Genomic DNA, 11,757 nt, shown 5'->3' with positions numbered 1-11,757 from the left:
ACTAGGATAGAACTTATCGACACCACGGGCAAGACTGACCAAGTCTATAGACAAGTGCATAACAAGTCTGGTTATAAGTCCAGCCGCACCATAAATAAAAACAGCAGATTGGTTACTGGATACCTCTATAGTTGCTGGCGCAACTGACGATAGCCTTCATAGACCGAAATCGCCACCGCCGTGGCCAGATTTAAACTGCGAACCTGACCTGGTTGCGGAATTGTTACCGCCTGTTGAATGTTATTTTGGATAATTTCAGGTGGCAGACCTTTGGTTTCTTTACCAAAAACTAGCCAGTCTCCCTGCTTATATTCAACATCGAAATAGGTCTGTTGTACTTTTGTTGTGAAATAGAAAACTCGACTGGGGTCTTCGACACGGGCAAACCACTCTTCATAGGAAGCATATTGCTGCCATGTTAAATGCTGCCAATAATCTAAGCCCGCACGTTTTAAATTGGCATCGGTAATTTCAAACCCAGTTGGGCCCACGATATGCAATTCACAATTAGTTCCAACGCAGGTACGCCCAATATTACCTGTATTTTGAGGAATCTCAGGCTCAATCAGAACAACGCGGAACAGACTTTTGGTTTTTTGCACATCAGACATAACCCGAAGGAACATAAAGGTCTTACGTTCCCTCGGTCAAACACTCTTTGAGGTCGATATTTTTTAAACTAAATGATTATAGACTTCTTTACCCAGTGGACTCAAAGCAAGGCGACGACCTTTATCCACAATAAGTTCCATCTTCATCAATTCACGATAAAGACTCAGGTCATTGATCGGCACAATATCACGTCCCTTAGCTGCACCTAATTTCAACACATAGGTTCTTTGCTTGTCGCTTAATTGTTCCGTTAAAGGTGGATTCAAAGCTAAAGACTCCTGCCAAACTCCGCCGTGGATTCTTTGCGCCTTCGCCGTCAACTTCTTTGGATTAAAGAAATACACCTGAGCTTCGTCGACGTCGCCTGAGCTTTTAGTCACTTTAGCCGTCATACGTTGGTGCAACCCTTTTGACGGATCTGTTGCATGAACTCCGTGCAATGTATCCATTAAAGCCAATAGTGTCTGATCATATTGCAATTCAACCAATTGACCTGAAATCAGGTCATGAGCCGACTCGCTGCCACTATTTTGAGCCACTAATACGGGAAATCCCACAGGCAAGCGATAAGCTTGCGCCTGAACTGTAGCAGACTCGTAAGAAACTATAAATGGACGCAGTTTTTGAAAATGTAACATGCCTTCGGTCCATGAACCGATGACAAAAAAACGCATTGTCGTCATTAATCCCCCTCTGATTTGTGACAGCAAATTGGTTTTCAGTTCGAAAGTTCAGGTCTTGTATCAAAGACTTTCTGAAATCGCAATTTTTAACGATTGCGTTAGTATCTGAGCCTTTGACGGGTATAATTTTTTCGTTAGAATACTTGTTAATTAAGCACTTTAAAAATCTGGCTTGACGAAAATTCGTTACCTAATTTTTAAGCACCATTTCTCTGAAAACCGCTATGGCTGGGCATAAGAGAGCTTAACGAGTTATCTGAATAGGTTAGCAACAGAACGAAAATTTAAGGAGACCGCCGCATGAGCGACAACATCAAAAACTTCAACCACCATATGTGGTACACAGAAGACGACGGAATTATCACTATCGGAATCAACGAAGAAGGTTTAGCAGATATCAGCGAAATCACTTCAATTGATCTACCTACAGAACAAGAAAAAGTAGAAGAAGATGTTGCTATCGGTACAATTGAAACGGACGACGGCCCATTGGATATTTATGTTCCTGTAGAAGGTACTGTTATCGAGATCAACAGTAACGTTTTAGAAGATCCAAGTATCATTCAGGAAGATCCTTATGAAGAAGGCTGGCTTTTACGTATTGAAGCCACTGAAGAAGTTGATGACGACGATGAGGATGACGATTACGACGACGAAGATGAAGACGATGATGATCTTGATGATGACGAAGAAGATGATGACGAAGAAGATGATGACTACGACGAGGACGAAGACTAGTCCTTTGAGATTTTATGCTAATTCGCGAATTCTTGCTCTCTGATATTCCACAAGTAAAAGCCTTCACCGACCAATGTGTCGGTCTGGGCTATTACTCCGAAGACGAGCTTCGCGATAATCAGCAAAAATCAATCGCCTCTAACGGGCAAATTTGCTCTTTCGTTTTAGAAGATAACGGCCAAATCAAAGGACTAAGACTCGCTTACCCCGCAGGTAATTGGCAGCATGGAAAAGGTCAGCAGCTGCGCTCAGATTTATGGCCCACATCTTTAGATAAAACCGCTTATTTTCAAAGTTTATTTGTTGCTCCGGATTTGCAAGGACAAGGTTGGGGTCCCCAGCTCTCTGCACGTTCGTTAGCCGCTTTAAAACAGTTAGGTACAGAAGGTATCGTCACTCATTCGTGGAAAGAGTCTCCGAATAACTCGTCTTATCGCTACCTGAATAAACTCGGATTTCAAATTATTACAGAACATCCTAATTACTGGATCGATGTTGACTACACCTGCCCTCGTGATGGTCGTCCCTGTCGATGTACAGCTATCGAAATGCATTTAGATCTTAGAAAAGATCCTCGATGAAAGAGACTTCACATGACCATTTCTTACTGGCTTGATCAATCTAGCAAAACATCAACCGCACACTATGACGCTCTTATTATCGGAGCCGGAATTGCAGGGTTGTCCACTGCCTACTGGTTAAAAAAAGAAAATCCAAACCTTAAAGTGGCCATTCTAGATCGGCAGTATTTAGGTGCTGGCGCCTCTGGCCGCAATGCTGGCTTTGTCACCTGTGGCTCAGCAGAACACTTCAATAAACTACATGAGCAATTCGGTTTAGCGAAAGCTACTGAAATTTGGCGATTCTCGGAAAGAAACCGCGAGCTCTTACAGCAGGAAATTATTCAAGGGCATCCCGAAGCCGTGGATTTTTATCAGACAGGATCATGCACAGTGGCTCCCTCTGTTGAAGATTGGAGTCGTTATCAAACCTTAGCACAGACCATGCTGGATGCCGGTATTGATGTGGAACTGATTGATGAAAAATATCTGGCTCAACACTATGGAGTACGTAACTTCCAAGGCGCTATTCAATACAAACACGATGGAATCATTCACCCGATTAAGCTTTTGAATTTAATTCGCTCAAAGTTATCCGGAGTAGACTTTTTTGAAGGGCAAGAAGTCTTCCACATAGAAGAAAACAGCTCGGCTGTTTTAGTCAAAACTAACTTACAAAACTTTTCCGCAGAAAAAATGTTCGTGTGCTTAAACGGATATATCTCGCAGTTACTTCCGGAGTTCAAATCCAAGGTCAAACCTCAGCGTGGGCAAGTGGTCGTCACTGAACCTCTGCCAGCTTTTGTCAAAGGTCCTTGTTATTTAACGAAACATCTTTGTTATTTCCGACAACTTCCGACTGGGGAACTGCTCGTTGGCGGCTTTCGCAATCATGATTTAGAGGCTGAAAATACAGCTTTGGATGAAGCTACAGATTTAATTCAAAAAGCGCTGACAGAGTTTACGCAGAGTTATTTTCAAAATACGCAGCAAGTGAAAATCAATTATCGCTGGAGTGGTGTCATGGGATTCACACCGGATGGACAGATGCTGATCGGTCAACATCCACTTCGCCAAAGGGTTCATGTTATGGCGGGATGTTCAGGTCACGGCATGGGTCTTAGCTTTGTTTCGGCCAAAACCCTTGTTGATTCCGCATCAGGCACGCCGGTTCCATCTCATTTAGATGTGGCGCGCCTGTTTTAAATTCAAGCTATTAGGGTTGTACTTCAGGAGCCGCTTCGCGTTCCCAAACCTGAGTGCGACCTAATAAAGAGACGCCAATAAAGCCTCTTAATTTAATTTTTTTACCATCTTCGATAACTTCTAATTTGCAAGAGTAAGTCTTACCATTTTTCGGGTCTAAAATCTGTCCACCTGACCAACGTGTGTCGGCATCTTTTTTCAAACCTTCTAAGATTTGCATGCCAATGATCGGTTGATCTTTTTTGTCGCCCGTACATTTTTCACATTTAGGATTTTGATCTTCGTCAGCTTTACGGAATAATTTTTCAATCTTTCCCACAAGCTTTCCATCAACTTCAGTGATTTCCACAATTGATTTTGGTTCTTTTGTTTCATCATCAATCGTTTTCCAACGGCCTACTGCTGGATTAGCCTGAGCGATAGCTGTTCCTAATAACATAACGACTAACATAAGTGCTGCTTTCATTTTCTCTCCTTGATTTAGGTTGTTAATGTCTTTTCCATTATAATTTTACTTTTACCATTGGCTTCGTGAACTACGTCTGTGATCTCGAACCCGAACTTAATATTTAATCTGAGCATTTCAGCAAATTGATTGCGCGATTTGGTCTGAATTTTGGTGTAGCCCTGTTTTTTACACCAGTCATGTTGAGCTTTCATCAGCTCTGTAGCTAAGCCAAGCCCACGATAGTCTTTGCGAACAGCACCGATCCATGAATAGTAGGTGGTCGTATCTTTTGCATAACCGACTTTAAAAGCCACTAACTTACCTTGGTCATATAAGAACAAAACCGAAGGGTTCTTCGCCTCTGTTAAACGGCCTGACACTTTAGATCGCGACAGCTCGTTTTGAAAACCTTCCTGATAAACCTCGGCTAAACCATCCCAGTCACCGTCATCGATTTGTGTTTTTTCAACCAAATCAAAGCGCACCTGTTCAAAGCGAGGGCGACTTTTTCCGTCCAACTCAATCGACTCAAAAAACATATCTTTCGGTCTGACCCAAATACGCCCTAACTGATTGTCGTATAAACTTTCATAAAGAGCTAACTCTTCTAAAGTTTCAGAATGACGAGCGACTCCTAAGTATTTATAGGGCTTATTTTTATAATGACGAAAAAATCGTGTTAATAAGGAAGTCATGCAGTGATTATTTTTATCTGTTTACCCAGAAAAACCAACTGTCAAATCGTCCAAATGTCGCATAGTCTCAAATCAATATTTCGTCCCATTAAACCCCAATCCTCATTAAAACGTTTTATATCGAGACAAGGACCTCTTTAAAAAGAGCTACAATTTCGGCTTCAAAAAACCGAAAAGAGTTAAGATCACGGAGGCTGACTTGAAACAGTGGGTTGAAAAATTATTACAGCAACTGGATATTTCGTTTCATCACGATAGCGACGCGAACACCTCAACAGAAAAGGCTCCGCCTCTATTAAGTGAAGATAAAGCCACCTTGCTTTACATTATAGATACTTATAACAAGCATCTTTTTGAAATCGAAAAACATTCCATCCGCAAGGTACGTGAAAAACTCGACAACATGGCGAAAGCCCTTGTCGATCCAGATCCTGAAAAGACAGAAAGAACTCTGTTTGAAATTCGTCAGTTCTTTTCCAGCTATCGTATCGATGAGTACTCTTATATTCAAAATACCTTCGATGATTTTAAACGCATTGTTTGGGACTTTGCCGATCAGCTCAGTGAAGACCTGCAATTTGAAAGCACTAAGGAAAAACAGCTCGCAACAAACCTAAAAGACTTAAAAGAAGCGGTCGATGCCAATTCGATTGAGCTTTTACGTTCTAAATCCCGCGACTTTATTAACTCGTATGTGGAATACCAACACCAAAAGAATGAGCTTCGTAATAAGCGTATCCAAAGCACCAAGAAGAATCTGGATACGGTTAAAAAGCAATTGATGGAAGCCCATAGTAATTTGAATATCGATCATTTAACCTCAGCCAACAATCGCAAGAGCTTTGATGAGTATTTAAAAAAGCTCATGCAAATGCAGGCATTAAATCAAACTCCTTTGAGCTTGATTATGTTGGATATTGATTACTTTAAGAAAATTAACGATTCCTATGGCCATGATATCGGGGACTTCGTGCTGAAAGAGTGTGTTAAAACCATGAAAGAGGTTTTCACTAAAGAGGACGAAATGGTGGCCCGCATCGGCGGGGAAGAATTCGTTGTGGTCTTACCTAATCACTCTGCTGAACACGCGGTTATCCGTGCAGAAGAATTGCAAAAGCGCATTCGCAATGAGGTCTTTATCCAAGGTGATATTGATATCCGATTCACCGTTTCGATGGGGATCGCACAGCTTTTAAAAGATGAAAATACGTCAGACTGGTTAAAACGAGCTGATCTGGCTTTATATCAATCTAAAAACAGCGGGCGTAATCGCTACACCACCGCTGGAAAACTGCTCAAACAGCCTAAAGCTTCCTAATTAGCTACCTAATTAGCCGACCTATAGCTTATTGAATAGCTGACTAATAAACCTGTAAACAGCCTCTGATAAGTGTTTGAGGCTGTTTAAAAGTTTACACTGTTAGTAATTTCTTTACATCTATCTGCATATTTACACTTTATCTCAAAATAAAACGCTTTTGGGATGGCCCCCGCATTGCTTTGTTTCTAAGTAGCGTCCAGCTAGCACTTGGGGAAGTGCTCAATCAAACAAAGAAGGTTCGGGGGAAAAATGAAAGCTCAATTCATTTTAGGTCTTGTATTGTCTTTTTCACTAAATACTCAGGCAGCTATTCCTAATACAACGCCTGATCACAAGCCAAAAGCCGACATTCAAAAGGAATTGCGTCAGGACATCGTTGTCGCTGTTATTGATACTGGCGCTGATATTAATCATAAAGACCTAAAAGATTATATCTGGATTAACGAGGGGGAATCTGGGTTAGATCGCTTAGGACGCAATAAAGCTACCAATGGCTTAGATGATGATGGCAATGGATTTGTCGATGACGTCCATGGATGGAATTTTGTTAAAAATAATAATGATGTCAGTGACCAAGAAGGACACGGAACGCATATTAGCGGAATCATTCAACAGGAATTTGAAAAACAACGCACCAGCAGCACGTCGCCACAGTCTGTACGTCTTATGATTTTAAAGTACTACGATGCTAATGCTGAAGATGAGCAGAATGTAATGAATACTGTTAAAGCTATTGAATATGCGACGAAGATGAATGCGCGTATTATTAACTATTCGGGTGGTGGTGAAAGTCCATTCTCTTTAGAATTTAAGGCCCTACAACAAGCCAACCAACAGGGTATTCTATTAGTTGCCGCCGCAGGTAATAACAACTCGAATACAGATCTGCGTCGTTTCTATCCTGCCAACTACCCTTTACAGAATATCATCTCGGTGGCCGCTACTGATAAGGACGGAGAACTGGTTTCATTTAGTAACTATGGCTCTAACTCTATTGATATAGCCGCTATCGGCCAGCAAGTTCTATCGACACTACCAAATAATAAATATGGACGTATGAGTGGGACATCACAGGCAACCGCCTATGTTACAGGTGTCAGCGCAGCTCTTTTAACACGCAGTCGCCGCCCGGCTCATGTGCCAAACTTGTTAAAAGAATTGTTAGCCATGAGTACCTATAAAAAATCTTTAAAAGGTAAAACAAAGTTTCAAATGGCGATGATTCAGTAACTGAGCCTCTCAAAGTTAAACACTTCTATTTTTTTGTTAAGCTCATAATCGTTTAATTTCCATCTTAATGTCTCAAGATGATAAGTGAAGATTTCTTCAAATAAATTAGACTTATCCCAATAGATGATTTCCGAACATATCAACAGGAACGGAGGTTGGTATGAAGAAGTGGGTCATCAACTTAATGAAACAATTAGATGTCGTAACATCACAAACTGCATCAGACACGCAAGTACCAGCAGAGATCCAACATATTAGCGAAGAGAAAGCCACGTTGTTATTTATTATAGATAATTACAACAAACACCTCTTTGAAGTTGAAAAACACTCTGTACGTAAAGTGCGTGAAAAACTAGATACGATGGCAAAAGATCTTTTAGATCCATGCCCAGAGAAAACAGAAAGAACTCTTTTTGATATTCGTCAGTTTTTTTCGAGTTACCGCATCGACGAGCACTCGTATATTCAAAATACTTTTGACGATTTCAAAAGAATCATTTGGGACTTCGCAGACCATTTAAGTGAAGACTTGCGTTTTGACAATACCAAAGAGAAACGCCTAGCTATCTACTTACATGAACTGCGCGAAGCTGTGGAAGCTAATTCAATAGAAAGCTTGCGTTCAAAGTCTCGTGAGTTCATCAATGCTTATATTGAATACCAAACACAAAAAAACGAACTGCGCGACAAACGCATCGAAAGCACTAAGAAAAGTTTGGACGTCGTCAAGACTCAGCTATTAGAAGCAACGTACAACTTGAATATCGACCATTTGACTTTAGCTCATAATAGAAAAAGCTTTGACGAGTATCTGCAAAAAATTAATCAACAGTGTCGTGATATTGGTGGACAAGCCAGCTTGATTATTCTGGATATCGACTTCTTTAAGAAGATTAATGATTCTTACGGACACGACACCGGAGACTTTGTACTAAAAGAGTGCGTCCGTACATTAAAAGAAGTTTTTACTGCTGACGATGAAATGGTTGCGCGTATTGGTGGCGAAGAGTTTGCGATTGTCTTACCTCAGCATGACTTAGCCGCCGCGTCCTTGCGTGCAGAAGAGGCTCTGCAGCGAATTCGTCTGCAAATTTTAAACTGTGGCGATACGACGATCACCTACACCGCATCTATGGGAATCGCGCAATTGCTGAATAACGAAGATGTCTCGTCATGGTTGAAACGTACAGATACAGCTTTGTATAAATCTAAAAACGGCGGGCGCAATCGCTACACATTGGCAACAGAAGAAGCTCCCGTATATAGCGTGGCATAAAACCTCGCTGTCAAAAAGTTCACAGAGGATGTGAACTTTAAATCAAAACCATCACGGCTTACAAATTGCTCTTAACTAGCTTAAGAAAATCTTCTTCAGAATAAGAAGAAAGGAGTTCCTATGACTGCATCACTGAAAACACCTCTAGCAGCACAGCTAGCTACTTTGACTCTGACAGTCCTTTTAATGACACCTGCATACGCGGCGAAGCCAGAAAAAGCGGTTCAGTACCAACATGAGTCCGCACTGGTTATTGCTGTTATCGATACAGGTGCAGATGTAAACCATAAAGACCTTAAAGAGTTCATATGGACCAACCCAGGTGAAACTGGCTTGGATAAATTCGGCAAGCAAAAAGACTCCAATGGTATCGACGATGATAAAAATGGCTTCGTTGATGATGTACACGGATGGAATTTCGTTGAAAACAATAACAATGTTATTGATGAAAATGGACATGGAACTCATATCGCCGGAATTATTAAAAATGAGTTTCAACGCCATATACCCGTGCCAGCAGCAGAAGCTCGCTTAATGATTTTAAAGTACTATAGCCCGAACATCGACCCCAATGAAAATGCCAAGAACACCGTTCGGGCTATTGAATATGCCACCAAGATGAATGTGAAAATTATTAATTACTCTGCGGGCGGAGAAGAGTTTTTTGCTCAGGAATTCGAGGCTATTAAAAAAGCACAGGAACAGAACATTTTATTTATTGCGGCTGCTGGTAATAATCGCAAGAATACGAACTTGGCTAAATACTATCCCGCAAACTATGGTCTTAAAAATATTATCTCTGTGGCCGCAACAGATAAGAATGGAAATCTAGGAGCTTTTAGTAACTATGGGAATAAATCCGTCGATTTGGCCGCACCCGGTACAGCTGTTTATTCGACCTTACCCAATAACCGCCATGGCTTTATGAGTGGAACCTCTCAGGCGACAGCTTATGTTACGGGTGTCGCCGCTAGTATTTTAATTCAAGAGTCGACGCCTAAAAAAACTCAGAATATCCTCAGTGATCTTGTGAGTTTAGGGAAAGTTTCAAACGGATTAAAAGGCAAGACACGATTTCAAGTTGCGATTGGTGAAGACTCTGCCCTGTAATCTTATCCAGCAGACTCTAACGCAAGACCAAATGGTCATGCGTTAGGCTCTTGAATAAATCTAAATTTGTGTTTATTTTGAGCCTATGACAAATTTAAAAACCACTACAGATCGCATTCAAACCTACCAAGAGTTCTGGCCCTTCTATCTAAAAGAACATAGTAAAAAAGCTACTCGTAACTGGCATTATGTCGGCAGCACGATTGGCTTTATTTGTCTGATTTTATTTTTTGTTACATTCCAAGCCCGCTTTATCCTTCTGGGATTAATCGCAGGTTATGCCTGCGCGTGGTTCAGTCACTTCACTATTGAAAAAAATAGACCGGCTACATTTAAATACCCACTTTGGTCTTTCGCCTCTGATTGGAAAATGTGGTTTCTATGGGTTACGGGTGGCCTGAATAAGGAACTAAAAAAACATCAGATCGAGCAGTAAAAAACCTAGCAAAAATAGGCACCTTTAAGAGGACCTGAAAAACCTTAAACAGTTTGGCGACTTTAAAACGCATATAAAGCATATCGTATCGGCATAATTTTCGAAGCAAAGCTCCTGATAGTCATATTAGGAGCTTTTATGAAAAAAGACACTTGTCTTAAAACGAGCTTTGCCAAAAAGCTTATTTTATCTGTTTTTTTAACTCAAGCCGTAGGCGTTGCCAGCGCATGGGCCGCTTGCCAAATTCCCACAGGGAATGAAAGCTCTTCCGCGCGCGAACAGAATAGACTGAACTGCTTAGCCGAGTCGCGCTTCTTAAATGAACTTCCCGCTTTAGATTCTGCCGATTTCCAACGCCAGATTGTAAGTCCACGCTTGAAAGGGAAATTAGACCTACAAAATGGACAAGATGTTTATTGTCGGTTCCACTATCAATCACAAAACGGGAATTCAACTAAGTTTCGCTGTGCTAGAACAAATGAGCAAAATCAACTTTATGACTCTAAAGGTGAATTAGTACCTGAAGCCGTAAACCTTATTGATGAAAATGACGATGTCTACTTAGCCGACAGACAAAAAAAGAAAATTGAAAACCGCAAAGCTCAAATCTTTAAAGTTCGCTACAGCGATGGAAACTCACGAAATGTTGAAAACTATGTGAGTGTTGCGGCCTCTCGTATTCTTTGGGCGATGGGTGTTCCTGCCCACAATAACATTATGACAAATCGAGTGATGTGTTTCGGTTGCGAGAAAAGTCCTTTCCGCAAACAACAGGCTCCTTTAGCCGACCGCCGTGGAAACTATGTTCTACAGGCTTTTCCGGATGCCTCAATTGAGTTCAAGTACGAAGGTAAACGTATGTATGCTCCAACACAAAACCCATGGTCATGGTCTGAAGTGAATACACTATTAGATCGAGGAATCTGGGATCACAATAAACGCTTAGAAAGCGAAGTATTTGCCTTAGCTAACCACTTTTTAGGATTCACCTCTGATGCTGGATTTCAAAATGCCTTGGTTTGTACTGAGCGTGATTCAACTAACAATAGCATCTGCTTAAAAAGCTTAGCCTTTGTACACGACATTGGGGCTTCCTTCGGAAATCGTGCGCAGAAAAGAACGATCTTCAATCACACACGCCCGCGCGGAGACATCGAAGCTTATGAAGAGTCTCGTATTTTCAAAAACAATACATGCGAGTTCACTTACTCATCTTCAGATGGAAAGCTGCCTCGCAATATCTCGCGCCAAGCTCAGGATATGTTCTTAGCCCGTGCACAGAACTTGAATGCAGCTACGCTGAAACAAATTATTTCAGCAAGTCGTATTGCTCGAATTAAATTCCGTGGAAATGCCCAAGAACTCGAGCAACGTGAAAATCGTTGGGTACAGGCATTACTTAATAAAGTTAATGAAGTCCGTCAGGCATCTTGCCCATAACA

Annotated in this window: 13 protein-coding genes; 9 read left to right on the top strand and 4 right to left on the bottom strand. The window is 41.3% G+C overall.

All coding sequences use genetic code 11. The features are described 5' to 3' along the window. Positions 1–125 precede the first annotated feature (125 nt). Both A11Q_RS02205 and A11Q_RS02200 read right to left on the bottom strand, forming a co-directional pair. Complete coding sequence (locus A11Q_RS02205; RefSeq protein WP_235044630.1) at positions 126–611, bottom strand: tRNA (cytidine(34)-2'-O)-methyltransferase; 486 nt, start codon at positions 609–611, stop codon at positions 126–128. A gap of 63 nt (positions 612–674) precedes the next feature. Further along, on the bottom strand, positions 675–1,295 hold the full coding sequence (locus A11Q_RS02200) for a gamma-glutamylcyclotransferase (RefSeq protein ID WP_015469151.1): 621 nt from the start codon (positions 1,293–1,295) through the stop codon (positions 675–677). 300 nt (positions 1,296–1,595) lie between these two features. On the opposite strand from A11Q_RS02200, the gene A11Q_RS02195 reads away from it, so the two are divergent. Genes A11Q_RS02195 through A11Q_RS02185 form a run of 3 tightly spaced genes read left to right on the top strand, consistent with a single transcriptional unit; the run spans position 1,596 to position 3,799 of the window. After that, entirely contained in the window at positions 1,596–2,033 is a 438-nt protein-coding gene (locus A11Q_RS02195) for a glycine cleavage system H family protein (RefSeq protein WP_015469150.1), read from the top strand. Positions 2,034–2,047: 14 nt separating this feature from the next. After that, positions 2,048–2,614, top strand: coding sequence for a GNAT family N-acetyltransferase (locus tag A11Q_RS02190; protein ID WP_015469149.1), 567 nt, complete (start codon positions 2,048–2,050; stop codon positions 2,612–2,614). Positions 2,615–2,626: 12 nt separating this feature from the next. Beyond that, positions 2,627–3,799: an NAD(P)/FAD-dependent oxidoreductase gene (locus tag A11Q_RS02185; RefSeq protein ID WP_015469148.1), complete on the top strand. Its 1,173-nt coding sequence runs from the start codon at positions 2,627–2,629 to the stop codon at positions 3,797–3,799. A gap of 10 nt (positions 3,800–3,809) precedes the next feature. On the opposite strand, the gene A11Q_RS02180 is transcribed toward A11Q_RS02185, so the two are convergent. Then, positions 3,810–4,265 (bottom strand): DUF2147 domain-containing protein, encoded by a 456-nt coding sequence (locus A11Q_RS02180; RefSeq protein ID WP_015469147.1) that lies wholly within the window; start codon positions 4,263–4,265, stop codon positions 3,810–3,812. 14 nt (positions 4,266–4,279) lie between these two features. Beyond that, the gene (locus A11Q_RS13310) at positions 4,280–4,942 is read right to left on the bottom strand and encodes a GNAT family N-acetyltransferase (protein WP_015469146.1); all 663 of its coding nucleotides are present in this window, start codon (positions 4,940–4,942) and stop codon (positions 4,280–4,282) included. Between the two features lie 199 nt (positions 4,943–5,141). Here A11Q_RS13310 and A11Q_RS02170 point away from each other — a divergent pair, with 199 nt between their 5' ends. The 6 genes from A11Q_RS02170 to A11Q_RS02145 all read left to right on the top strand — a co-directional run bounded on the left by A11Q_RS02170 (position 5,142) and on the right by A11Q_RS02145 (position 11,755). Further along, complete coding sequence (locus A11Q_RS02170) at positions 5,142–6,260, top strand: GGDEF domain-containing protein (protein ID WP_015469145.1); 1,119 nt, start codon at positions 5,142–5,144, stop codon at positions 6,258–6,260. A gap of 252 nt (positions 6,261–6,512) precedes the next feature. After that, a complete protein-coding gene (locus tag A11Q_RS02165; protein WP_015469144.1) occupies positions 6,513–7,493 on the top strand; it encodes a S8 family peptidase in 981 nt (326 codons plus the stop codon). Between the two features lie 160 nt (positions 7,494–7,653). Continuing rightward, positions 7,654–8,769 (top strand): GGDEF domain-containing protein, encoded by a 1,116-nt coding sequence (locus A11Q_RS02160; RefSeq protein ID WP_015469143.1) that lies wholly within the window; start codon positions 7,654–7,656, stop codon positions 8,767–8,769. Positions 8,770–8,889: 120 nt separating this feature from the next. Continuing rightward, entirely contained in the window at positions 8,890–9,879 is a 990-nt protein-coding gene (locus tag A11Q_RS02155; RefSeq protein ID WP_015469142.1) for a S8 family peptidase, read from the top strand. Between the two features lie 85 nt (positions 9,880–9,964). Beyond that, the gene (locus A11Q_RS02150; RefSeq protein ID WP_015469141.1) at positions 9,965–10,315 is read left to right on the top strand and encodes an Mpo1-like protein; all 351 of its coding nucleotides are present in this window, start codon (positions 9,965–9,967) and stop codon (positions 10,313–10,315) included. A 138-nt stretch (positions 10,316–10,453) separates the two neighbouring features. Next, positions 10,454–11,755, top strand: a complete 1,302-nt coding sequence (locus tag A11Q_RS02145; protein ID WP_015469140.1) for a hypothetical protein — start codon at positions 10,454–10,456, stop codon at positions 11,753–11,755. Positions 11,756–11,757: the final 2 nt, after the last annotated feature.

The sequence above is a fragment of the Pseudobdellovibrio exovorus JSS genome, assembly GCF_000348725.1.
Lineage (GTDB): Bacteria > Bdellovibrionota > Bdellovibrionia > Bdellovibrionales > Bdellovibrionaceae > Pseudobdellovibrio > Pseudobdellovibrio exovorus.
This window is presented reverse-complemented; position numbering and strand designations above follow the sequence as displayed.

Excerpts from the sequence above, each read along its gene's own strand:
- A11Q_RS02195 (WP_015469150.1), top strand. The coding sequence starts at position 1,596 with ATGAGCGACAACATCAAAAACTTCAACCACCATATGTGGTACACAGAA.
- A11Q_RS02145 (WP_015469140.1), top strand. The coding sequence starts at position 10,454 with ATGAAAAAAGACACTTGTCTTAAAACGAGCTTTGCCAAAAAGCTTATT.
- A11Q_RS02155 (WP_015469142.1), top strand. The coding sequence starts at position 8,890 with ATGACTGCATCACTGAAAACACCTCTAGCAGCACAGCTAGCTACTTTG.
- A11Q_RS02160 (WP_015469143.1), top strand. The coding sequence starts at position 7,654 with ATGAAGAAGTGGGTCATCAACTTAATGAAACAATTAGATGTCGTAACA.
- A11Q_RS02150 (WP_015469141.1), top strand. The coding sequence starts at position 9,965 with ATGACAAATTTAAAAACCACTACAGATCGCATTCAAACCTACCAAGAG.
- A11Q_RS02200 (WP_015469151.1), bottom strand. The coding sequence starts at position 1,295 with ATGACGACAATGCGTTTTTTTGTCATCGGTTCATGGACCGAAGGCATG.
- A11Q_RS02190 (WP_015469149.1), top strand. The coding sequence starts at position 2,048 with ATGCTAATTCGCGAATTCTTGCTCTCTGATATTCCACAAGTAAAAGCC.
- A11Q_RS02205 (WP_235044630.1), bottom strand. The coding sequence starts at position 611 with ATGTCTGATGTGCAAAAAACCAAAAGTCTGTTCCGCGTTGTTCTGATT.
- A11Q_RS02165 (WP_015469144.1), top strand. The coding sequence starts at position 6,513 with ATGAAAGCTCAATTCATTTTAGGTCTTGTATTGTCTTTTTCACTAAAT.
- A11Q_RS02185 (WP_015469148.1), top strand. The coding sequence starts at position 2,627 with ATGACCATTTCTTACTGGCTTGATCAATCTAGCAAAACATCAACCGCA.
- A11Q_RS13310 (WP_015469146.1), bottom strand. The coding sequence starts at position 4,942 with ATGACTTCCTTATTAACACGATTTTTTCGTCATTATAAAAATAAGCCC.
- A11Q_RS02180 (WP_015469147.1), bottom strand. The coding sequence starts at position 4,265 with ATGAAAGCAGCACTTATGTTAGTCGTTATGTTATTAGGAACAGCTATC.